We start from the raw sequence: 23,475 nt of genomic DNA on the forward strand, positions 1-23,475 counted from the left end.
CTAAAGCCGTTTGAAGGTTTACTTCTTCTGTGAATGGGCTAAAGCCCACTCCTATTGAAATTTTTTCTCCATGATTATAATTCTTTTACAAATAAAATCTGCAGAATCTGCGAGATGCTATATGCAGTTCAGGTAAAACCATTGATATTCATTTACACAAAGAGGCTGTCCAAAAAGGTCAGCCTCTTTTTTTTTGTTTTGAGACTGCGTATAGTTATGCAGCAATTTTATACTTTTGGATTTTCATATACTTATGGAAAAGATGCATATGTTGTTTGCATTTAAGTGTATTTAGCCAATTTTTACGGTTAAGTTTTCTGTTTTTCACTAATTTTCTAAGATTATGTGCCAATGCCATTAATCCAAATTCAATATTTACTTTTTCAAGTCCTTTTAGAGTAAATCTTGAAAATTTATTATTGCTTTTTAATTGCCCGAATACAGCTTCTACTTCTATAGGCCGTTTACTTCTGTGGTAATGCCCTTTTTCAGATATCAGCCTTTGTCTGGCTTTCATTCTGTGATGGTTCAGATTATAATTCACTTCGATTAATCGATTATCCTGGCTTTGATGGCAGCTTTCTCTAAGAGGACAACCCTGACATCTGAAAGCCTGATAATAATGTACCTGAGATTCATATCCGTTACTGCTGATTCTTTTGCCTTTACCGATAAAGTTCATTTGCTGTCCGCAGGGACATACATAGAAGTTATTTTCCTCATTATAATATAAGTTCTGTACAGCAAACGCATTGTTCTTCTCACTGCGCTTCTGTTCTTTATGAAAATTATTATATTTTACATAGCCCTCTATAGCTTTTTCTGCCATCATTTCGTAATTCTCTTCACTTCCATATCCGGCATCTGCTACTACCTCTTTACTTTGTTTGTGATACTGATTTTCAAAGCTGTTAAGATGATCCTTCAATGTAGTGGTATCTCCAGGAGTCTGATGAATGCTGTAATGGGTGATAAACTGGTTTTCAGTACTGATCTGTGCATTATAGGCTGGCTTAAGCTGCCCATTTTTCATATGGTCGTCTTTGAGCCGCATGAAGCAGGCGTCGGGATCTGTCTTACTATAACTGTTGCGGCCTGAGAGTATTTTTAATTGATCTTCATACTTCTGTAATCTGGGCAGGTCCTGATGCTGAAGCTTTTTAATGAGCTTCTTACCGGTTTTATTGTCCTGTGCCACAGAGTGATTAAGTTCTGCTATTTTATCCTGAAGCTCTCTGCTGTCAATAGATTTTGGAAGGGTCTTTTCATGGGATTCATAACGCTCTTCTTTGATTTGGGATTCAATATCTTCAAGTACGGAATGAATTTGAGCTTCCAGTTTTAATTTATTCTTTTCTACAGATTTTTTCCATACAAAGCTGTATCGGTTGGCAGATGATTCTATTTTTGTACCATCTATATATTGAACATTTAAACTTACGTAACCTAAATTCTGCAAAACAACGGTAACATCTGCAAAAAGACGGTGAATATGGTTTTTAAGCCGTTTGCTCCTAAAGTAATTGATGGTTCTGTAATCAGGCTTACTGTTGCCGGAAAGCCACATGAAATGAATATTTTCTCCAAGTGCCTTTTCTATTTTACGGCATGAATAAATATTGTTGAAATAGGCATAGAATAAAACTTTGATCATCATCCGGGGGTGAAAACTTGTCGTTCCACCGCCTTTATATTCACTTATAATATGATCGATATTCAAGTTATCCACTAATTCATTGATAAGACGTACCGGATCATTAGCACCTATCTTATCAAAAATATCTTCAGGAAATAAGCTGGGAGTATTGGTGGGTAAAGATTTAAACCGTACTTTCATATCAATGTTTGTTTGGGTGCACCTTAAAGATAAATCTTAAAGGACAAACAACAAAAAAATCCCCGAAACTTTTTAAGTAACGGGGATATTTTTTTGGACTTTTTAGACAGCCTCATTCATATTTGATGTTATTTTTCTGAAACCAGAACATGATAACTGCATGAGCTATCCGGATCAAGCTTGAGTACTTTTACTTCAAGTAAAACATCCAGTCCCATAGTGTCGCAAATACCCTGTATAAAAGGTTTTATGACTGGCCATTTCAACAGTCCTGCAATTTGCAGGCTATGAGTGATTTTATGGTAACGGTCTACGCCTTTAATGAGCAATTCGCATTTATAGTCATTTAATTCTTTAAATTCAAAGTTATATTCGGGACTGGATGTAAAAACTGCTCCTATCAATATTTTTCCAACCGCTGGAATTCCGGGTTGTAGATTAGGTTTTGTTTCAAGGTTTTTTAGGGTCATTCTTGATCCGAGGTCGTACATAAAAGTACTGGAAAGCTGTTCTATAGCTTCTGGCCCGTAAAGTTTTCCGATCTGTTTGAGCATGCCTCCATAAAAAGCTCCTGTAATATCAGACAGACGCTGGGTAAGCTCTGTAAAAGTTCCGGGAAAGAAATCTGCAATAATCTGAGCCTGGTTCATTTCAGGAAGATAGATATCGTTTTTTCTGAAATCGGATAATGCCACGTAGGTTTTCGGAAGTTGAATTTGATTCATAGTTAATAAGTTATTACTGTTATTAGTTCATCTTAAGTACAATAATGAAGAGAAAAGTCCCATCTATCCATCTGGAATTTTGTCATTATAGGATATAAAAACAAAGTAAAAAACTATTGGGTAAATGGATTTTAATAACTGATGTTCAGATAACAATCCGGTACTGCATTTTGGTCAATCCTTTTTGAAAGGATTGTTGAGAGATGAGGGAATCTATTCATATTTTTTCATTTGGTATTGTAAAGCTAGAAAAAATAAATAAACTCTCCAATAAGTGATATTATTTTTTGTTTAATAAAATGAAAACTAAAAGTTATTGTATTTTACATCAGAAAAAGCATAAAAAAAACCTTCGAAAATCTCGAAGGTTTTTTTATTTAAAATTTAGTGCATGGCTTCACTCAAATCTATTTTTTCTTTGCTCTTTCGCTCTTTTACGAGTAAGATAAACGGAATACATATCAGGAATATGATTCCAAGGTAAAGAAAGACATCCATATAAGATAAAACAGTGGCCTGTTTCGTTACGGATAAGTCGAGCATTTTATAAGCGGCATTCATTGCGGCATCAGGTGTCATTCCTTTTGCTACAAAATTGGCTTTAAGAGCTGCTAGTCTTTGCTGGACATCAAAACTGTTTTCGTCCAGATGGGAAATTAAGTTATTCCTGTATTTCTGGCCTGCATTGGCAATAAAGGTTGTGATAGCTGCAATCCCGAAAGATCCTCCCAGTTGTCTCATCATCCCTGTAAAAGCTGCTCCCTGACCAATCTCCTGCCCTTTCAATGTACTTAATGACAAAGAGGTGATTGGAATAAATAACAATCCTAAACCTGCTCCTCTTACGATCAGCATCCAGAAGAAAGCTTCTTTACTGGTATCCGGTGTCAGAATTTTGTATCCCCAGAAACTGTAAACGAAGAAGATAAAAAGTCCTAATGAAACCAGAATCTGTTGTTTTGCTCCTTTTGCTAATAATCTACCAATGATAGGCATCATGAAAGCCGTCGTTAATGCAGCCGGAATCATCAATGCTCCTGACTGAAGTGCCGTCCAACCCAAAATACTCTGAGTATACAACGGAACGATGAATGTGGAGCCATAAAGCCCAAATCCAAGCACGAATGACATCATGGTTCCGATTCTCAAGTTACTATTTTTAAGTACCCTAAGCTCAACAATTGGATATTTAAAAGTAAGTTCCCTCCAAAGGAATAATATAAATCCTAACACAGCTGCTACTGTAAATGCTACAATCATTCCGCTGGCAAACCAGTCTTCTTCATGACCTCTTTCCAGAATGAACTGTAGTGAACCTACTGTTACTGCCAGTAAAGTAATCCCAATCCAGTCAACATCCGAGACTTTACGTTTTTCAGCATATTTCGGACTTCTTACAAACTGTAGCGTCATCAATGTTGCTGCAATCCCAATCGGAATATTAATATAGAAAATATATGGCCAGCTGAAATTATCAACGATATACCCTCCAAGTGGCGGACCTAACGTAGGACCGATGATTACTCCCAGACCATAAATAGCCTGAGCCATACTTCTTTTTTCAATCGGATAAGATTCCGTAATGATCGTTTGTGAAGTTACCAATAAGGCTCCCCCACCGATTCCCTGCATCAATCTGAAAAACACGAGTTCCCAGATATTGGTCGCATTTCCACATAAAAATGAAAATATGGTAAATATAATGATGGATGCCGCAAAGTAATTTCTACGCCCAAACTGTTGGGAAAGCCAGCTCGTCATTGGTACTATAATTACGTTACCAATGGCATACGCCGTAATTACCCATCCCACTTCAGAAAGTGTAGATCCAAGATTCCCCTTCATTTCATTCAAGGCAACATTGACAATCGTGGAGTCTACAATTTCAAGAAGGGCACAAAGGATAGCCGTAATCGTAATGATTACTCTACGCGCTCCATATTCTACTAATGAATCTTGCATAAGTTTTTTTCGATGTAAAAAGTCAATAATGAATTTTGCTTCGCAGGTGAATGGTGAATTTTAAAGCTTTTCGTTTTAATTGATAACAAAAACTGATTCACTATTGATAACGAAGTTCATTGACTTTTAACAATTTTAAATGTTATTTCAAAGCAACCTCTGCTTTCACGTTCATTCCTGTTCTCAGTCTTTTGGCAATATCTTTATCAAGATTTACAAAATCAATTTTTACAGGAAGTCTCTGAACTACTTTTACGAAGTTACCACTTGCATTATCCGGAGGAAGAATAGAGAAAGTAGCTCCTGTAGCCGGAGAGAAAGAGCTTACTACACCTTCAAATTCTTTATCAGGGAAGGCATCAATCTCAATTTTCACTTTCTGACCTTCTACCATTTTATCTACCTGTGTCTCTTTGAAGTTAGCTACCACCCATTTCTGGTCATTTTTAACCAAAGCAAACAACTGTGCTCCAGCTTGCAGATACTGACCTGCCTGTGTAGACACTTTTCCTACGTATCCATCTTCTGGAGCAAGGATTACAGTATATGATAAATTCAATTTTGCATTTTCTACATCTACCTCTCTTTGCTTAGCAACAGATCCTGCCACACTGATTTGTTGTGAACTTGCAGCCGTCTGAGAAGAAGCGATGTGAGTTTGCTGAGCAATTTGGTTTCTTTGATCAACCAAAACCTGTAACTGTCTGTCTGCAGATTGTTTTGCTGCCAAAGCCTGCTCGTATTGTTGTTCTGTAATAGAATGGTCTTTTACAAGATTAGCATATCTCTTCAAATCCTGAGAAGTTTTCCAAACGTTTACTTTTGCTGCTTCTATCTGAGCATTAGCAGTAACTACCGCTGCTTCAGAAGAACCTATATTTTTTGAAGTTGCTGTGGTAGTAGCTTCTGCATTGGAGATATTACTTTTAGCGGTAGATAGTGCTGCCTGAGCCTGATCAAGAGCCATTTTCTGATCTCTGTTATCCAAAATCACCAATGTATCTCCTTTCTTTACAAACTGGTTGTCTTTTACTTTTACCTGAGCTACATAGCCTGATATTTTAGAAATTACCGGTGCCATATTGGAAGTAATCTGAGCATCGTCTGTCTCTTCGTGATACTGTCCGTAAGTAAAGGCTCTGTAACCGTAGATTCCTCCTCCGATTACTACTGCTGCTAAAATGATAGGAAAAACTAAACTTTTTTTCTTTTTAGGTTCAGCTGCCTGTGTATTATTATTTTCCATTTTGGTTTCGATCTGATTATTTAATTGTTAAAGTTCCTGTTGTCTGTAATAGTTTTCTGTATGCCAGTGCAGCATCTGCCTTAGCATTGATCACTCCAACGTTGGCCGCAATCTGTGCCGCATCTGCATCCAGTAATTCAGTCATGGTTGCAAGACCGTTATCGTATTTATTTTTTGTTATTCTGTAATTTTCATTAGCCTGCTCAGCAGATTTTTCGAAAACAACGATTCTCTTTTTGGAGTAGTCTGTGTTTTGGTATTCTCTGTTGACATCAAGTTTAATGTTATCATTCAGTAATTCATCGGTTGCAGCAAGCTGTTTTTCCCTCGCCTGCGACTGTCTCAATGAAGAATTTTCTTTCCACAGGTTGGATAGGTTATAAGAAACTCCAATTCCTACATTCACAGCATTGTATACCGTAAGAAATTTAGGAATATCTGCCGCTACATAACCTCCTGTAAATGCGATGGAAGGAAGATTTTCTGCTTTTGCTGCTTTTGAACCTAATTCTGCTGCTTTTCTCTGTTGTGCCAAAGCCTGTAAATCTTTACGGTTTTCTCTGGCTTCGCTAACATAAAAATCAACAGGTTTTACGTCTGATCCTTCTTCAATATAATTCTCATCTACTGCAAGCTCTGTAGTTTCAGGAAGACCTAATAAAAGATCCATATTGATGTTGGCAATATTGTAGTTGTTCTTAGCTTCCAATAGTTGAAGTTCAATATTTGAAGTCTGAAGGTTCGCCTTTAATCTGTCGTTTCTCGCGATCAAACCATTGTTTTCCATTTTAAGGAATGTTTCATCTCTTTTTTGAGAAGCGGCAAGATTTTCTTCAAAAACTTTGATAGACTGGTTCGCTTTAAACAGGTTATTATAAGCCTGAGCAACGTTATAAGCAATGGCAATTTTATCATTCTCAGTGCTTAGTTTAGAAGCTTCTACCAGATATTTAGCAGATTGAATTCCGTATTTGATTCTTCCACCACTGTAGATTGGAACGCTAAGATTAGCTGAACCGTAAAGTACCTGATGTACTTCAGGGCCACCTGCCCCTCCTGAAAGACCGGGAAGTTTGATATCAACATTTGGCTTTATTGGAAGGTACATATAGCTACCTGACACTTTTAATTCCGGTAGTTGTCTGTTTTTAGCCTCCAAAAGGTCAGCTGTAGCCTCTTCGATCTTGGCTGCATCGATCTTGAGATTCTTGCTGTTCTGGATTCCCAGCTGCACGGCCTCGTCAAGAGAAAGTGTTTTTTTCTCCTGAGCATTTACATTTGCTATTCCTACGAATAGTGATAATGCAATCACTGAGTTATTTATTCTCTTCATAACCTAAAAGGTCTTTTAGTAAATATTTAATATGTTTATTAAGTTCTGTGTAGTATTTTTCATCAAAAGTTTCTTCATCTTCTGTTTCATTCAGGAACTCTTTATACATCTCTTTCGCATTGAATGCATAGAATAAAGTTCCGCTTACTGTGGAATGAAGGAGATAAATAGGTGGATTTTTGGTGAAAATTCCATTTTTAAGACCACTTTCCAATATTTGTGAATACATGGAAAGGAATCCCATTTTGGTTTGCTTCAAAAATTCTACAATCTGAGGATTCTTAGTATGCAGCTGCTCTCTCTGCATAATCCTGTAGAAACATTTTTGCGTCCGGATCTTGTAAGAAAACTGATCGATTACTCTTTCAATCTTCTGCCACTCGTTGATGTCGGTTCTTCCCAAAAGATCTTTTGAAAAAAACTGACCTTCATTCATTCTGTATTCCACTAATTTCTCATAAAGTTTTTCCTTAGAGCCAAAATAATATGAGATCATAGAGATGTTTACATTAGCCGCCTTTGCAATTTCCCGGGTGGAAGTTCCTTCGAATCCCTTTTCTGCAAAGAGCTTCTCGGCAGCGAATAATATATTTTCTTCTTTTGAAATCATGTTAGTGTTCATTTTTCAGGGCGCAAATGTACATAAGTTTTCAAATAAAATCAAACGATTGATTGATTTTTTAATATAGATTTAATTTATTGTAAAGAAAAGACAGTTTCTATAATAGATGCTGAAACCGCAGGAAAGGCTGTTTTTGATGAAATATAAAGTAAGAAAAGTTCATGCTGATCTGATATTTTGAAAAAAAAAATCATGATAATTTTCAATTTTCTGGCAATTTCACATTGAAATATGCACAAAAAAATAGGGAAAGTGCAGGCAATATGACAAACATTTCCTGACAGCAAAAACAAAAAACCCCGGATTAACCGGAGTTTTAATTATGTGCTTTTATGAATATATCTCGAAAGTTTTATTCCCAGATCCGTCCAGACAATTTTGGGATTTCCGTTTCGGGTCAGATGAAGATCGGCTGTATTAATTTCTTCTAAAATACTCTCAATATTAGCTCCACTGATAAATTTTGAAAAGCCGGCCCAATTGAAGCCGTTCGCATTGATCTTTTTATATACCAGATTTTCAGACTGATAGTTCTGAAGCAATGCCAGTCTGAAAATCTCAGAACAATAATTAAGAAAGTTCTTCTGTTTCTCCCTGTTCCATCCTGCAATTTCTCTTGCCCAGACAATAATGCTTCTAAGATATTCCGGTTTCTTTTTTACCATAAAGGCATCTCTTACCCATTGTACAAAAAGCTTTTCAAACTCATTGCTTTTATCTCCTGAATTCAGCAATTTTATAGCATCATTGAGATCTCCCTGAGCTTCATGAACAATCTCTCTTACTTTTTCTTCTGAAACAGAGAAATTCTTTTTAAGATGATTTTCAATATCCTCATCATTAATTCTCGGAATTTCTACAATCTGTGTTCTGGAAAGAATCGTTGGAAGAATGTCGTTTGTACTTTCAGCAGTAAGAAGAATGACAGTTTTTGCTGGTGGTTCCTCCAAAAATTTCAAAAACTTATTGGATGCTGCAATATTCATTTTATCTGCTCTCCAGACGATAAGGATTTTGGTTCCTCCTTCAAAACTTTTTAAAGAGAACTTCTGGTTCTGATCATCCACTTCATCTGCGGAAATAAATAGCTGTTTATTTTCTGATTCTAAAAAAGCAGTCCAGTCATCATAGCTTGCATAAGGGGAAGCCATAATCATTTCTCTGAACTCATCAAATTTATTTTTGCTTAACGAGTTTTTATTATCCGTAAAAACCGGAAAACTGAAATGCAGATCCAGGTGATTGAGATGCTCCACCTTCGCAGCAGCATGTTCATTTTCCTGACTGAAAATTTCCCGTGCATAGGCCAATACCATAGGCAATGTTCCGTATCCCTCTTTTCCTACAAAAAGCTGGGCATGGCTCACTCTGTTTTCAGCAATGCTATCTCTAAGAAGTTTTTTCAGATTTGTCTGTCCGGCGATGTTCTCCCAATTCATGTTTCAAAGATAAAAAATCTTATTTCAATTCATAAAATTAAGTCTGCTTAAAATGGATAAAAATATAGATCATGCATTTTTTATTATTATTTAAACTTACATGAATAGAATATATATTAAACCATTAAGAAGGAGTGAAGAAATAAAGAATAGTTAAGAAAAATCATTCTGATTTTTAAGCTTAAAGCGAAGCTTTTCTTCATATTCTTAAAGCCTTAATACCATCTTAATGGTTTAGAATGGATAAAAATATAGATCTTACATTTCGAATATTCTTTAAACTTATATCAATTAGAATATATATTAAACCATTAAGAAGGATTGAAGAAATAAAGGATAGTTAAGAAAAATCATTCTGATTTTTAAGCTTAAAGCGAAGCTTTTCTTCATATTCTTAAAGCCTTCATACCATCTTAATGGTTTAGAATGGATAAAAATACAGATCTTACATTTCGAATATTCTTTAAACTTATATCAATTAGAATATATATTAAACCATTAAGAAGGAGTGAAGAAATAAAGGATAGTTAAGAAAAATCATTCTGATTTTTAAGCTTAAAGCGAAGCTTTTCTTCATATTCTTAAAGCCTTAATATCATCTTAATGGTTCAGAATGGATAAAAATACAGATCTTACATTTTGAATATTATTTAAACTTATATAAATAGAATATATATTAAACCATTAAGAAGGAGTGAAGAAATAAAAGATAGTTAAGAAAAAATCATTCTGATTTTTAAGCTTAAAGCGAAGCTTTTCTTAATATTCTTAAAGCCTTCATACCATCTTAATGGTTTAAAATAAAAGTTTAAAAAGAAATGTATCATCTTATTTTATAGGTAATATCAATGATAGGATTAGAATAAAATATAAATTAAATTTTGCGCAATTTAATTTTATACAATAAATTTACTCAGTGAAAATATTCGTAAATTCCTTACCATTTCACACCTAATTCAAATATTAAAATCATAAACCAATGGATACCAACCTGGAACAAAAAATCAGAGGCATATTTCAGCAGCAGAAAGCCTTTTTCAAAACCAATCAGACGAAAGATATTGAATTCAGAAAAGCACAATTAAAAAAATTCCGTGACGTTTTTCTTCAGCATACCGATGTACTTTGTGAAGCTTTAGATACAGATTTGGGAAAAAGCAGAAAAGAAGCAGAATATGTCGAGATTCAAATAGTAATCAGTGAGCTTGATTATTTGCTGGAAAATATTGATGAATGGGCAAAGCCTACCTCTGTTCCTTCAAAACCCCATCCTTCAGGCGCTGAAGTTGAGAGCAAAATAACCTATCAGCCTTATGGAGTTACCTATATAATCGGACCATTCAACTATCCTGTCCAATTGACCTTCAGTCCGCTTATCGGAGCTTTACTCTCCGGAAATACTGCAATCATAAAACCTTCTGAGAATACACCACATGTTGCTCAGGTTCTTGAAGATATTGTCAAAGAATCATTTGATGAATCTTATGTAGCCGTTATTCAGGGTGCTATTGAAGAAAACACTTTATTATTAAGCCTTCCTTTTGATTATATTTTCTTTACAGGAAGCCCCAATGTTGGTAAAATTGTCATGAAAGCCGCTGCAGAACAGTTAATTCCGGTTACTCTGGAACTTGGAGGAAAATCTCCTACGATTGTTCATAAGGATGCAGATCTGGATAAAGCAGTAGCGAGAATTTCTTATGGAAAATGGATTAATTGCGGACAAACCTGTGTGGCACCTGACTATATTTATATCCATGAATCTGTAAAAGATGCATTTATTGAAAAATTTAAAGCTCATTTAAATGCCACTTATGAAGGTAATTCTTTGGGAAAAATCGGGAAGATTGTAAGTCAGAACCAAATTAAACATTTGGCAGGCTACCTTGAAGCAGCACCGGAAAAGGTGATTTACGGAGGAAATTATGATCTTGAAACCCGTCACTTTGAAGCCACTTTAATGGATAATGTAACCTGGGATGATCAGGTGATGCAGCAGGAGATTTTCGGTCCTATTCTTCCTATTATGACCTATAATGATATTGAGGAAGCATTGGAGGAAATCAATAGCCGTCCTAAACCGTTGGCATTATATGTTTTCACGGAAGACCAGAAACTTGCCGATTATGTTTTAAACCATACTACAAGTGGAGATGCTGAGATCAATAGTGCTATTATCCACGTGGGTTCACACTATTTACCTTTTGGAGGTGTAGGAACTTCGGGAATGGGAAAATATCACGGAAAATTCAGTTTTGAGTGTTTCAGCCACAGCCGTTCTGTTCTTCAGGTAAAATAAGAGTATAAATGCTTATTCATATAAACCGGGACTGTTCATCATAGAACAGTCTTTTTTGCAAAACAGAATTGATATTTTTATTGCAGAAAATTTGCATTTTTCTTTTAAAGAAAAGCCCTTAACAAACTTTAACCACATATAATTTTTACAATTCATTAATATTTAAGATATTTGCGCATTGTTTTAAAAATAAAGAATGAAAAAAATCTTTGTAGTATCATTCATATCAGTTGGATATTTTCTGAATGCACAGAGTCTAAGCAACTCTCCTTATGCAACTTATGGAATTGGAGATGTGAAATATGATAATACGATCGAAACTACTTCTATGGGAGGTATATCTACTGCTTTTATTAGTGATTTTACCAGTAGTTTCAATTTTGCCAACCCGGCAAACAACGCCAATTTTGAACTTACGAGTATCAGACTGGAAGCTACCAACGAAAACAATTATTTCAAATCGAATTATAACGATATGAAATCTACAAAGCATTCTACGTATCTTTCCAATATTTCGATTGCGTTTCCATTATCTTCAAAAGTGAAAATGGGGATCTCTTATCAGCCATACAGTTCTAAAAGCTACGACATCGTAACAGAACAGCTTGCCAGTGATAACACGACTCCTCTTTACAAAAATAACTTCAAAGGAAGCGGAACTTTGAACACTGCACAGCTTGCAGTTTCTTATAAAATCAATCAGGAATTATCAGTAGGAGCAAAAGCTAACCTTTATTTTGGAGACCTTAATGACCTTAATGAATTCCGTGCTTACAACAGCAATCTTGGGACTTATACAGGTGAATATGTTAATGGTTATGAGACTAAAAACAGGGTCAGAAACTTTAATTTTACACTGGGAACAAGCTATCAGACTTTAAACACGCGTACTGATAAGAAGTTCACAGTAGGAGCTACGGCTACTTTTGGTAATACAAGTAATATGACTACTCAGTACACCAACAGTACTTACAGATATTCTGATGCTCAGGAAACCACTAAACTTTCTGGTTCAGAAACAATCATCGAACAAAAAGAAACGAAATCCAAAAACCTTCTTCCATTACAGGCATCCGTAGGGGTTGGATATGGAAGTGAAAACCATTGGTTTGTATCTGGACAGGTAGATTATAAAAAAGGAGAAGATATCTCTTATTTTGGTAAAGATTTCAGTTTCCAGGATACCTACAGAATTTCTGCAGGGGGATGGTACCTTCCCAACTATAACAACTTCAGAAGCTACTTCTCAAGAGTAATCTATAGATACGGAGCGTTCTATGAAAGAGGGAATCTAAACCTGGAAGGGAACAGTATTAACAAATTCGGTATTTCTGCCGGAGTTATGCTTCCATTCAAAAACAGTAGTATCACCAGAATGAGTGGTCTTGAAATTGGGTTAGAAGTTGGTAAGAGAGGAACTCTTCAAAACAACCTGATCAACCAGAATTTTGTCAACCTGAGAATCGGCTTTAATTTTGCTGATAAGTGGTTCAGAAAGGCACTTTATAACTAAAATGAACTTTTCAAAAAAAATATCATATAAAAATATAGCATGCCTTTTTAGTTGTGCTATATTTTTTATATTGACATCCTGTGAGGAAGATCTTACCAAAAGAAATGGTAGTCAAAGCAAAAACTTTCCTTCACAGATCATCAACAATGCTAATATTATACAGCGTGATTCCGGCTTTATTACTTTAAAAGCAAAAGCACCCATCATTGAAAAATATGAGCTGATTGACAGTCCGTATGTAGTAGCCAGAAAAGGAATTGACATCGAGTTTTTTGATAAAAAAAAACCTAAAGTTCCAGGAAGAATTACCGCTAAATACGCCCGTATTTTTGAATACAAAAAATTCTACGAAGCCAAAGGTGATGTAAGAATAAAAACCAATGAAGGACAGAGATTTGCTATGCAGAGTATCTATTGGGATCAACGAAAAAACAGAATCTATACCAAAGATACAGTGTATGTAACCATGGAAGACGGTTCTACGCTGGTAGGAGCTAATGGAATGACTGCTAAGGATGATTTTTCCGAATACACATTCTATAACAACTCCGGAGATTTCAGTTCAAAAAGAATTTCTGAAAATAAAAAATAATTCCAAAAAATAATGAAAGCTCTGGCTATTGGGTTGATGTCCGGAACAAGTCTGGATGGTTTGGATATCTGTCTTGCTGAATTTGAAAAGCAGGACACATGGACTTTTCAAATCCTGAAAGCTGAGACACTCTCCTATTCTGAAGATTGGGAAACTCAACTCAGAAATTCTATTCATCTTTCTTCTGAAGATTTATTGGAACTGCATTCAGAGTATGGCTTTTATCTTGGGCAACAGGTTAAAAAATTTATTCATCAACATCAACTTGAAAATATCAACTTAATTGCCTCTCATGGTCATACAGTTTTTCATCAGCCACAAAAAAAATTCACACTACAAATCGGCGACGGCAGAGCTATAAAACTGGAAACCGGATTACCTGTTATCTATGATTTCAGAAGTCAGGATGTCTTGATGAAAGGAAACGGAGCTCCTTTAGTTCCTATAGGTGATGAGTTGCTTTTTTCAGAGTACAGCGCTTGCCTGAACCTGGGTGGATTCTCCAATATTTCTTTACGTTCGGAAGGAAAAAGAATTGCTTTTGATATCGCTCCGGTGAATATTGTTTTGAACCATTTGGCTCAACAGCTTCATAAAAATTATGATGAAAACGGAGCTTTGGCAGCAAAAGGGAAAACAGATGAAACTTTGCTGAATCAGCTTAATGGTTTGGATTTCTATCAAATTTCACATCCAAAATCTTTGGGAATAGAATGGTGCCATCAACATATATTTCCGCTTCTTGAAAATATTGAAACAGTAGATGCGCTGGCTACTTTTACAGAACATGCTGCCCAGCAAATCGCCAATGTCATCAATGGATATAATATAAAAGACATCCTTATCACTGGTGGAGGTGCTTACAACACGTTTTTAATTGAAAAAATAAGAGCGAAAACACAAGCCGAAGTGATCATCCCCGAAAAAGAGATCATCGATTATAAGGAAGCTTTGATTTTTGCCTTCATGGGTGTTTTAAAAATGAATAACGAGATCAATGTGCTGTCTTCTGCGACTGGAAGTACTGCGGATCATTGTTCGGGAGTTATTGCTTAGATATTTTTCATACTTCTATTTCACCGATCAGCTCAGCCAGGGAAATATCTAAAGCATAGGCTATAACAGAAATAGTGAAAATACTGGAAGTTACCTTTCCTTTTTCAATTTTATAGAGATACTGTCTATCCTTCCCTATCATCATAGCAAGTTCCGTTTGTGAAAGTTTTTTCTTTTCACGAAATATTCTTATTTGATTACCTATTTCGACGGGTATTCTTTGCTTTAATTCTGAGATTTTATGTTCTTCAATATATTTCACTTGTACAAAGTGAATCATAAAATACTACATTTTTGTAATCTTATATTACTACATTTATTTATATTTGTAAAGCCGGTACAAAAATTAAATATGTTTGAAAGATAAAAAAGACACGACATATTTTGTCGCTATGTGTGTCTAGCTTTGTCATATATAGTTAAGATTGAAAACAATATATGTTAAGAAAAATTAATGAAAATATGGGGTTTTTACGGAGTATATATTTCCCCTATTAATAATATTTTTAACACGTTAACAACACAAGCCTATGAAAAAAAATTATTTCTGTGCATTTACTTTATGCACAATCCTGAGTTTATCCGCTCAGGAAACTCTCTGGCAAAAGGATATCAGGTCCGGCACGCAGGACTTTCTAAGCCAGATTACCACGACAATAGATCAGCAGTACCTGATCACAGGAAGCTCTATTCAAAGCAATAAGCAACAGGCTTCAAGCAGTAAGCAAAACAACGGTTATGATTTTCATTTGGTAAAACTCAATCAGCAGGGAGAAGAAGTCTGGGAGAAATATTTCTCAGGACAAAACCATGATTATCTGTCGGCGACTGTTACTACTCAGGATGGAGGATTTCTTCTGGCAGGAACTTCTTATTCCGGAAAAGGATTGGACAAAAAAGACGATTCCAAAGGCGGTTCAGATATCTGGCTGATCAGAATTAATGAATTCGGGGATGAATTGTGGCAGAAAACGTTGGGAAGTTCTTCCGATGAAGAAGCCAGAGCGGTTATCCAAACTACCGATTTAGGATTCTTTGTTGCTGGAAATATACAGAATTCTGCAAAAGGCTATGGATCTAAAGATGTCTGGGTTACCAGATTAGACAAAAACGGAAAAGAACTCTCCCAATTAATTTTAGGTGGAAAAGGTCTAGACGAAGTAGAAAAAATGATTCCAACGAGAGACGGAGGTGCATTATTGGGAATGTATTCCAGAAGTTCCGAGGTTCGTGTTTCGGGTTCTGAAAAAGATTCCGGGATGCGAGGTGCGGGTTCTGCATCAAATATTCAAAACCCGAATCCCGTATCCCGAAACTCGAAACAAACTGAAAACTTTGGTGAGGGGGACTATTGGATCGTAAAGCTGGACAAAAACGGAAAAGTGGAATGGGAAAAGAACTTAGGAGGCAAAGGAGATGATCATTTAAGAACTCTGGCTTTAATTTCAAATGGCTTTATCATCGGTGGAGAATCAAGATCAGAAAGGTCAGGAAATAAAACCGTTGGATTGGAAGAAGGAACAGACCTTTGGCTGATTGCCCTAAGCGAAAGAGGTGATGAACAGTGGCAAAAATCCTACAATTTCAAAAACAGAGATATTTTAATGGGAATGAGTGTGATTCATTCAGCTGATGACAAATCTTCAAAAGGAATCTTATTGGGAGGTTATACCCAGGCAGAGGGAAGAATAGAAACTGATGATGAAACCTTCTGGATGCTCTATCTTGATCAGAACGGAAATGAGCAGTGGAGAAAGCATGTCAGAGGGGAATCCAGAAAAAAGGAAGAAAGACTTTCTGATTTAAAGCTGAACAGAGATGGTTCTATTGTATTGGCAGGAACCAGTGCAGAAGAGCTAGGTAAAGAGAACTGGAAGATTATCAAACTGGGAGACAAACAGGTTGATCAGTTAATAGAAAAATATGACATTAAAATTTATCCGAACCCTGTTTCAGATTATGCTTATGTAGAAATAGAATTCAATGATTTCAAAGAAGCAGATATTCTGTTGTATGATATGTCTGGAAGACAGCTTCAAACTCTGAAAACCATAAACAAAGTGACTAAGATTAATACCCAGACTTTGGTTCAGGGAGCTTACTTAATTACCATAAAAACAGATACCAATAAAACGGCGAATGCCAAACTGATTAAAAAATAAAATGATGAAAAAAAATACAATACAATGGCTGCTATACTTGACAGGAACATTGGTTGGGAGTATGTTCTCCAATATGTTAAAAGCCCAATCCCCCGAAATTAATTTTGGAGACTTTGCTCATCCCGTTGCATCAGTATCCTCTTTAGCGGCATATAATAATACCCCGGCTACAATAGCTAATGGTACATCAAACTTATCTATTCCTTTGATTGAGCTTCCTACCCGTTCCAAGAATATTTCATTGCCATTGGCACTGGCTTATAATTCTAAGAATGTAAAGTCGTTGGAACCAGCCGGTGAAGTTGGTACAGGATGGTCTCTCTTAGCAGGAGGAGTTATTTCAAGAGAAATTATAGGCTCCTTAAATGAGGTTCAATACAGTAATAATCCTTCGAGTAATTCCCCGGAAATTTTTGATGATGTTTATTATTATAATTTACCGGGAGTTTCAGGAAAATTCAAATTTAACAAAAATGCAACGACTGGTAACATTGATATTCAAAGCCTTTCTGCGAATAAAGTAAAAATAACCTATATCAGAGATACTGCAGCACCACTTTATTTTACAGTATCAAGTTTTACCATTACAGATGAAAGCGGGTATAAGTATGTTTTTAATGATTATAGTGAGAGTAGTAATGCTGATGCTGTTCTGCCGTATAGGTCAGCCTTCTTTTTGAGTCAGATCAAAATGCCGGATAATATGGTTGTTGCAAGCTTTGAATATAGAAAAGACAGCAAGCATGCTACCGCAGAGTCGACTTCTCCTATTATATATCGGAGTTGTAAACTTTCAAAGATAAATGCTGACGGCTTAGGCTCTGTAAATATAGATTACCAATATGATGAAACAAAGGAAAAAACAATGAATGATCCTTACAGTATCTCACAAATTCTTTTGAAAGATACCTGGGGAAGTGTGATTTCTGGATATAAATTCGTTTACAGTTGGACGCAACTTTATCCATCGACTCCTTCAGACAATACTGAGGAAAAAGGAAGAAGGCTGCTTGCAAAACTTTTAAAAATTAACAAAGACCAGTTAGAATACGAAAAAACCGGCTTTATATATAACCCTTATCAGGAAACCCTTAATGAGGATAATATATATCTTTGTTATGTTGAGCCGGTTCCCACGCCTGGTAATTTCGACTCTTACCAGATGCCCGGATTATTAAAAAGAATTATTTATCCTATGGGTGGAGTAGCTGAATATAATTATGAGGCTCATGATTACTTTTTCAATAGAAATACTCCACAGTATCTGGAAAATGCAATGGGCACAGGGAAAATAGTTGATCCATATGTACAGGATTGGAAGCCGTTAGTTCCGGTACTCAATGTAGATACTAATCAGAGTTTAGAATATACCTTAACCGTTACAGGATCCCCGGGAGTGACACAATCAGTAGCATTACAATTTCTTGTTAGTGAATATTACCCACCTGGAATCTGGGTTCCGGATACCCCTGATCCTAATGATCAGCCTGGCCCGGGAGATCCTCAACCTGGAGGACATTATCATTTTGATTTGACCTATACGCTGAAAAAAAATAATGAAGTGATAAGTACATTTTGTATTTCCAATCAAGCATCTATTTATCAATTATTACCCGGTAATTATACAATAAGTGTTTCTGGAACAGGTGGTAAAGCACAGCTTTTAATGTCCCAGATAAAGCTTAAAAACGGACCTTATCCCAATAAAACCAGCACTTATAAGTATGGTCCAAGACTCAAAAATATCAAATATTACACGAGCAGTACAGAAACTGTTCCATCGAAAACAGAACAGTATAATTATGCCTCATTCAGTGACCCTATTAGCTCTAGTGGTTATATTTTCAGAAATGAATCCGAAAGTACTAATAATTTTTTTCCTGGCTATGTGTTGTATAAAAACGTATCTGTAAGTGATGGAGAAAATGGTCTTGTAAGATATTATTTCAAAAATCCGGATGATTATTCAAAAACTTCATATACGGTGGACGGTAATCCTACCAACTTTTGGCAATACTATCCTATAACAAAATCTGGTGTGTTAGAAAAGAAAGAGATATATAATGCCCAAAACCAAATATTATCCTATTTAGAATATGAAACAGAATTTGAGACACTTCAAAATCTCCCTGATCTTAAAATAGGTGCATACAATGGTAATCCAGAAGTGTATACTAAACCTGCTTATATCAAGAATACAAAAACCACTACCAGAAATTTTTCAGGAAATGTCTTTGCCAAGACTACAAGTGAAACAATCTTTAATTCTAGCAACTTTAAAACAAGTTTTATGAAAGGAATATCTTCTGATGGCATCATAACAGAAAGCTGGATTAGATATGCAGCAGATAAAAATAAAACACAGATGATGGATGCCAATATTTTTTCCATACCACTGGAAACAGAGACCAAGATAGATGGAAGGGCTGCTGCTAAAACAGAAAATTTCTATACTGACTCGGGGAGATTTGATCCAATATCATTAAAGGTCAGCAATACAGATAATGGAAGTAGTAAAACAACTGTAAAATATGAGGTTTATGATAGCTACGGGAATGTGCGCCAATACATGGTAAATGTTGATGAGACTTCAGGGATAGGATTTCCTGTTGTTTTGATCTGGGGATATAATCAAACCATGCCTATTGCAAAAATAGAAGGTGCCAGACTCACAGATATAGGAACTATGGCAGATGATATTGTTTTAAAATCCAATGCTGACAAAGATGTCCTATCTGAAACAGAGCTTGTTAAAGCATTAGACCTATTCAGAAGTAATGCTGTTTTGAAAAATTTTCAGGTTACAACCTATACCTATGATCCTTTAGTAGGTGTAACCACAACAACCCCTCCGAATGGTATTCGTGAGATCTATCAATATGACAAAAGCGGAAGATTGAAAACAGTATCAGATGTAAATGGGAATATTCTAAAGGAATATAAATACAATAACAAGCCACAACCTTAACACTTTAAATCTAATAGTATGAAAAATATTATATTATTTCTCTCTCTGTTTCTTTCTGTTCTGAGCAAGGCGCAGAGTTTAACGCAGAGTGAGAACTACATCTACAGCAGAACTTATATGGAAGCTGTTACTACAGAACAGTCTGGAGCTTCCCAGATCCAGACTGTGCAGTATATGGACGGATTGGGAAGACCTGTTCAGAATATTGCCATAAAGGGATCTCCGTCAGCAAAAGATATTGTAGTTACTATTGCTTATGATTCTTCAGGAAGGCAGACTAAATCTTATCTCCCACTCCCCGCAGCTTCACAGAATGGGGCTTATTTATCAGCAACGAATGGAAATACAGTAAATACCTATTATGGTATTCCCAATGCCTATTCAGAGGCAGCATATGAGAAATCTCCATTGGGAAGACTTGAGAAACAGGCGATGCCCGGAACAGAATGGCAGATAAGCGGAACACATGTTCAAAAAATGGAATATGCACTCAATGCCGAAGGGCAGATAAAAAGATTTCGGGCTGAAACTGTCTGGAATCCATCAGCAGGTATCTATGATGTTTCTCTATCATTGGGAGCAGATGATGCCTATACTTCCGGAGGTTATTATAAGGCAGGTACATTATTTAAGACCGTCTCAAAAGATGAGGATGGAAATGAAAATCAAACATTTACCAATTCACGAGGAGTAAAAATACTCCTACGCCAAATCAATACTAAAATAGATGGTTCTACTGAGAATCTTGATACCTATTATGTATATGATGACACTGGAAATATAGCATATATAATTCCTCCCAAAGCAGCTGTTTCTAGTACTATAACTCAAATTCAGGCAGTATTGAATACATTATGTTACCAATACAAATATGACCAATACTATCGGCTTGTCGAGAAAAAAATTCCGGGGAAGGACTGGGAATATTTTGTATTTGATAAACAGAACAGGCAAGTACTGGGACAGGATGGGAATTTAAGAAGCACTATAAACAATTTCGGTCAAAAGGGCTGGATGTTCACAAAATATGATGCCTTCGGAAGGTCTTTATATTATGGTTTCTTTCCTTCTACAGCTTCAAGGGCAGATATACAGTCAACATTGAATAATACTTCAGTTAATGCACTTAATAATGAAAAGTCCAGCAGTTCACCGTTCACTCAGAATAATCTAAATATATACTATACCCAGGAAGCTTTTCCTACCGGAAGCCTGACTGTTTTTGGGGTCAATTATTATGATGAATATCCTACAGGGGTAGCTCAAAGACCTCAACAGATACAGGGAAGCAACACCCTTTCTCCTGTAGCATCCTCTATGACCGTCAATGGGTTATCATCTGTAAGAAGTACTAAAATGCTTCCTACGGCATCCATTACAAGAAATGTTGAAAATGAAAAATGGACCTCATCGGTACTGTGGTATGATACTTTGGGAAGGGTAATCGGGACGTATGAAGGTAATCATCTGGGTGGTTTTACCCGCACGGAAGCTTTGCTTGATTTTTCAGGAAAAACAAAAGAGTCTTATACATTCCATTCAAAAAATACATCAAATACTCAAATTACGATAAAAGACAGGTTTGTATACAGTTCACAGAATTTCCTGCTGAAGCATTATCAGCAGATTGGTTCCAACCAAGAAGAACTTCTTTCTGATTATACTTATAATGATCTGGGACAGATCACCAACAAGAAGACAGGAAATACGCTTCAGAGCATCGATTATTCTTATAATATTCATGGATGGCTTACCGGAATCAACGCTTCCGATATAAGCAGCATGGGAAGTAAGTTATTTGCCTACAAAGTAAAATATAATACTGTAGAAGGAGCAGAAATACCCAACAACTCTTTTGCCCACCATAGAGTGAAACCGAAATACAATGGAAGTATTGCAGAAACCGATTGGAAAACGGCTTCCGGTGCCAATGAGCCACTAAGAAGATATGGCTATGTATATGATGGCGTATCAAGATTATTGGCAGGATTTTTCCAGAATGCAACCAATCCTTATTCTAAGGAATACAGTGAGGTGATAGGATATGATACTGGGGGGAATATAAGCTCACTGAATAGAACGGGAAGTGCTGTGAATGGTACCGCTGAGGTGATGGATGACCTTACCTATAATTATCTAAGTGGTGGAAACCAGCTGGAATATGTGGCAGAGTCAGGAAAAGGAAATGCTCTCAGCGGGTATCCCCTTGCTCGTGGAAAAGGAACTGTGATGAGATATGATGCCAATGGAAACCTTACGCAACATCTGGACAAAAAGTTGGAAAAGATTTCTTATAATTTTCTAAACCTTCCTTCCATAATTCCTTCTACCTCTCCAACAGAAACGCTGAAATATGTTTATTCTTCTGATGGTACTAAATTACAGATGACAAGGAATATGGAGGTTACCGATTATCTGGGTGGCTTTCAATATACAGATAACTCTTCAACCGGGATACTGACATCATGTGTATTGGCTAATGAAGAGGGTTATTATGATTTTGTCAATAGCAGATATGTCTATCAATATAAAGACCACCTTGGAAATATAAGATTGTCTTATACAAAAGGAAACACTGGACAGCCAGTAATTCTGGAAGAAAATAATTATTATCCATTTGGATTAAAACATGCAGGTTACAACACAGGAGATACAAGTAATAATAAATTTAAATATCTTTACAATGGTAAAGAATTACAGAGTACAGGTAATCTGGATTATGGCTGGAGACAGTATATGCCGGACCTGGGAAGATGGAATGGCATAGACCAGCTGGCAGAAAGTTATCATTCTACCAGTCCTTATGCCTATGTAATGAACAACCCTGTGTCTTTCACTGATCCTGACGGAAGAGAAATAGACAGAACCACAGACGGATGGTCTTTCGAAGGGGATGATATTAGCTGGGCAATGAGCTATTTCCGGAATGGAGGCAGTGTAAAAGCATTAGACAACGCTCTGGAGGCTTGGCATACAGGAGGCGGGACTTTTGGAAGCAATAATGAAAACTTCTGGATCAAATTTGAAGGATTAAATATTGCAATACCACCGATAGACTTAACTGGGAAGATTGGTGTAGTTTGGGCATTACAGCTACGGAATCACGTAAATGTCTACATGGAACAATGGAATGAGCAAAATAACTTTTACGGTAGTAGAATTGGTAATAAGGTATTGGATGCCAAAGAATCTATTTTAGGCAAAATATGGTCTTTTATTAATCCTCGTATATGGAAAGGAGGTAATGGACTCTCATATCAAGTAAATGCTGACGGAATAGCAACCAATGTAGCACCATTAATGGGAGATGTACCTGTAGGAGGACCGAGCATGAAGGGTCTTATACAAGCAGAGTTAGCCACTGAAAAAGTAGCTGCCTTTGGAATAAGTAGTTCAAACAACTATAAAGGAAATTTTTTTAGTGTTAATCCAGAATTAAAAGGTAGTGTTGTGGTACATCATGCCGTTGAGCAGCAAGTATTAAAGAGATATCCCGGAGTAGTTACTGAAGCTGAAATGCATAGTTTAGAGAACTTAAGAGGAATTCCCAAAAGTATAAATAGTGATGTGCATTTGAGCCAGATAAGAAAGATTTGGAATAAGTTTTATAAAGAAAATCCTACTCCAACGAAGCAGGAACTGTTAGATCAAGCAACTTTAATAGATCAAAAATTTGGAGCCCAATTTACACCACCAATAAAATAAATAGATAAATAAATAA

Annotated in this window: 15 protein-coding genes; 7 read left to right on the forward strand and 8 right to left on the reverse strand. The window is 36.1% G+C overall.

The features are described 5' to 3' along the window. Positions 1 to 214: 214 nt before the first annotated feature. The 7 genes from ACKTTZ_RS00925 to ACKTTZ_RS00955 all read right to left on the reverse strand — a co-directional run bounded on the left by ACKTTZ_RS00925 (position 215) and on the right by ACKTTZ_RS00955 (position 9,164). Complete coding sequence (locus ACKTTZ_RS00925) at positions 215 to 1,837, reverse strand: IS1182 family transposase (protein WP_407845762.1); 1,623 nt, start codon at positions 1,835 to 1,837, stop codon at positions 215 to 217. A gap of 128 nt (positions 1,838 to 1,965) precedes the next feature. Continuing rightward, positions 1,966 to 2,562 (reverse strand): hypothetical protein, encoded by a 597-nt coding sequence (locus tag ACKTTZ_RS00930; protein ID WP_034699942.1) that lies wholly within the window; start codon positions 2,560 to 2,562, stop codon positions 1,966 to 1,968. A 384-nt stretch (positions 2,563 to 2,946) separates the two neighbouring features. After that, positions 2,947 to 4,524 carry a DHA2 family efflux MFS transporter permease subunit gene (locus tag ACKTTZ_RS00935; RefSeq protein ID WP_407847010.1) on the reverse strand — a complete coding sequence of 526 codons (1,578 nt, stop codon included), beginning with the start codon at positions 4,522 to 4,524 and terminating at the stop codon, positions 2,947 to 2,949. Positions 4,525 to 4,666: 142 nt separating this feature from the next. Continuing rightward, positions 4,667 to 5,770 (reverse strand): HlyD family secretion protein, encoded by a 1,104-nt coding sequence (locus tag ACKTTZ_RS00940; protein WP_034699936.1) that lies wholly within the window; start codon positions 5,768 to 5,770, stop codon positions 4,667 to 4,669. A gap of 16 nt (positions 5,771 to 5,786) precedes the next feature. Continuing rightward, complete coding sequence (locus ACKTTZ_RS00945) at positions 5,787 to 7,103, reverse strand: TolC family protein (RefSeq protein ID WP_253318072.1); 1,317 nt, start codon at positions 7,101 to 7,103, stop codon at positions 5,787 to 5,789. After that, positions 7,087 to 7,713, reverse strand: coding sequence for a TetR/AcrR family transcriptional regulator (locus ACKTTZ_RS00950; protein WP_253318073.1), 627 nt, complete (start codon positions 7,711 to 7,713; stop codon positions 7,087 to 7,089). Before ACKTTZ_RS00950 ends, ACKTTZ_RS00945 begins: the two co-directional genes overlap by 17 nt. Before the next feature lie 332 nt (positions 7,714 to 8,045). Further along, positions 8,046 to 9,164: an ATP-binding protein gene (locus ACKTTZ_RS00955; RefSeq protein ID WP_407847011.1), complete on the reverse strand. Its 1,119-nt coding sequence runs from the start codon at positions 9,162 to 9,164 to the stop codon at positions 8,046 to 8,048. A gap of 979 nt (positions 9,165 to 10,143) precedes the next feature. Here ACKTTZ_RS00955 and mdlD point away from each other — a divergent pair. The 4 genes from mdlD to ACKTTZ_RS00975 all read left to right on the forward strand — a co-directional run bounded on the left by mdlD (position 10,144) and on the right by ACKTTZ_RS00975 (position 14,624). After that, positions 10,144 to 11,463, forward strand: a complete 1,320-nt coding sequence (mdlD, locus tag ACKTTZ_RS00960; protein ID WP_253318074.1) for an NAD(P)-dependent benzaldehyde dehydrogenase MdlD — start codon at positions 10,144 to 10,146, stop codon at positions 11,461 to 11,463. 196 nt (positions 11,464 to 11,659) lie between these two features. Next, positions 11,660 to 12,976, forward strand: a complete 1,317-nt coding sequence (locus tag ACKTTZ_RS00965) for a hypothetical protein (protein WP_034699923.1) — start codon at positions 11,660 to 11,662, stop codon at positions 12,974 to 12,976. A gap of 1 nt (position 12,977) precedes the next feature. Continuing rightward, positions 12,978 to 13,568 carry an LPS export ABC transporter periplasmic protein LptC gene (gene lptC, locus ACKTTZ_RS00970; RefSeq protein ID WP_034699921.1) on the forward strand — a complete coding sequence of 197 codons (591 nt, stop codon included), beginning with the start codon at positions 12,978 to 12,980 and terminating at the stop codon, positions 13,566 to 13,568. Positions 13,569 to 13,580: 12 nt separating this feature from the next. Continuing rightward, entirely contained in the window at positions 13,581 to 14,624 is a 1,044-nt protein-coding gene (locus ACKTTZ_RS00975; protein WP_407847012.1) for an anhydro-N-acetylmuramic acid kinase, read from the forward strand. A gap of 7 nt (positions 14,625 to 14,631) precedes the next feature. Here the strand turns inward: ACKTTZ_RS00975 and ACKTTZ_RS00980 are convergent, their stop codons facing one another. Continuing rightward, positions 14,632 to 14,904 carry a helix-turn-helix domain-containing protein gene (locus ACKTTZ_RS00980; protein WP_407847013.1) on the reverse strand — a complete coding sequence of 91 codons (273 nt, stop codon included), beginning with the start codon at positions 14,902 to 14,904 and terminating at the stop codon, positions 14,632 to 14,634. 250 nt (positions 14,905 to 15,154) lie between these two features. Between ACKTTZ_RS00980 and ACKTTZ_RS00985 the strand changes: the two genes are divergently transcribed. The 3 genes from ACKTTZ_RS00985 to ACKTTZ_RS00995 are packed head-to-tail and all read left to right on the forward strand — an operon-like array spanning position 15,155 to position 23,459. Beyond that, entirely contained in the window at positions 15,155 to 16,786 is a 1,632-nt protein-coding gene (locus ACKTTZ_RS00985) for a T9SS type A sorting domain-containing protein (RefSeq protein WP_407847014.1), read from the forward strand. A gap of 1 nt (position 16,787) precedes the next feature. Further along, positions 16,788 to 19,754 (forward strand): hypothetical protein, encoded by a 2,967-nt coding sequence (locus tag ACKTTZ_RS00990; protein ID WP_407847015.1) that lies wholly within the window; start codon positions 16,788 to 16,790, stop codon positions 19,752 to 19,754. Positions 19,755 to 19,772: 18 nt separating this feature from the next. Next, positions 19,773 to 23,459, forward strand: coding sequence for a DUF6443 domain-containing protein (locus ACKTTZ_RS00995; protein WP_407847016.1), 3,687 nt, complete (start codon positions 19,773 to 19,775; stop codon positions 23,457 to 23,459). The last annotated feature ends 16 nt before the right edge of the window (positions 23,460 to 23,475 follow it).

It is taken from the genome of Chryseobacterium sp. KCF3-3, from assembly GCF_045865955.1.
Taxonomy (GTDB): Bacteria; Bacteroidota; Bacteroidia; order Flavobacteriales; family Weeksellaceae; genus Chryseobacterium.

What these genes read in the sequence shown, in the direction of transcription:
- ACKTTZ_RS00925 (WP_407845762.1), bottom strand. Translation starts at nt 1,837, where the DNA reads ATGAAAGTACGGTTTAAATCTTTACCCACCAATACTCCCAGCTTATTT.
- ACKTTZ_RS00930 (WP_034699942.1), bottom strand. Translation starts at nt 2,562, where the DNA reads ATGAATCAAATTCAACTTCCGAAAACCTACGTGGCATTATCCGATTTC.
- ACKTTZ_RS00935 (WP_407847010.1), bottom strand. Translation starts at nt 4,524, where the DNA reads ATGCAAGATTCATTAGTAGAATATGGAGCGCGTAGAGTAATCATTACG.
- ACKTTZ_RS00940 (WP_034699936.1), bottom strand. Translation starts at nt 5,770, where the DNA reads ATGGAAAATAATAATACACAGGCAGCTGAACCTAAAAAGAAAAAAAGT.
- ACKTTZ_RS00945 (WP_253318072.1), bottom strand. Translation starts at nt 7,103, where the DNA reads ATGAAGAGAATAAATAACTCAGTGATTGCATTATCACTATTCGTAGGA.
- ACKTTZ_RS00950 (WP_253318073.1), bottom strand. Translation starts at nt 7,713, where the DNA reads ATGATTTCAAAAGAAGAAAATATATTATTCGCTGCCGAGAAGCTCTTT.
- ACKTTZ_RS00955 (WP_407847011.1), bottom strand. Translation starts at nt 9,164, where the DNA reads ATGAATTGGGAGAACATCGCCGGACAGACAAATCTGAAAAAACTTCTT.
- mdlD (WP_253318074.1), top strand. Translation starts at nt 10,144, where the DNA reads ATGGATACCAACCTGGAACAAAAAATCAGAGGCATATTTCAGCAGCAG.
- ACKTTZ_RS00965 (WP_034699923.1), top strand. Translation starts at nt 11,660, where the DNA reads ATGAAAAAAATCTTTGTAGTATCATTCATATCAGTTGGATATTTTCTG.
- lptC (WP_034699921.1), top strand. Translation starts at nt 12,978, where the DNA reads ATGAACTTTTCAAAAAAAATATCATATAAAAATATAGCATGCCTTTTT.
- ACKTTZ_RS00975 (WP_407847012.1), top strand. Translation starts at nt 13,581, where the DNA reads ATGAAAGCTCTGGCTATTGGGTTGATGTCCGGAACAAGTCTGGATGGT.
- ACKTTZ_RS00980 (WP_407847013.1), bottom strand. Translation starts at nt 14,904, where the DNA reads ATGATTCACTTTGTACAAGTGAAATATATTGAAGAACATAAAATCTCA.
- ACKTTZ_RS00985 (WP_407847014.1), top strand. Translation starts at nt 15,155, where the DNA reads ATGAAAAAAAATTATTTCTGTGCATTTACTTTATGCACAATCCTGAGT.
- ACKTTZ_RS00990 (WP_407847015.1), top strand. Translation starts at nt 16,788, where the DNA reads ATGATGAAAAAAAATACAATACAATGGCTGCTATACTTGACAGGAACA.
- ACKTTZ_RS00995 (WP_407847016.1), top strand. Translation starts at nt 19,773, where the DNA reads ATGAAAAATATTATATTATTTCTCTCTCTGTTTCTTTCTGTTCTGAGC.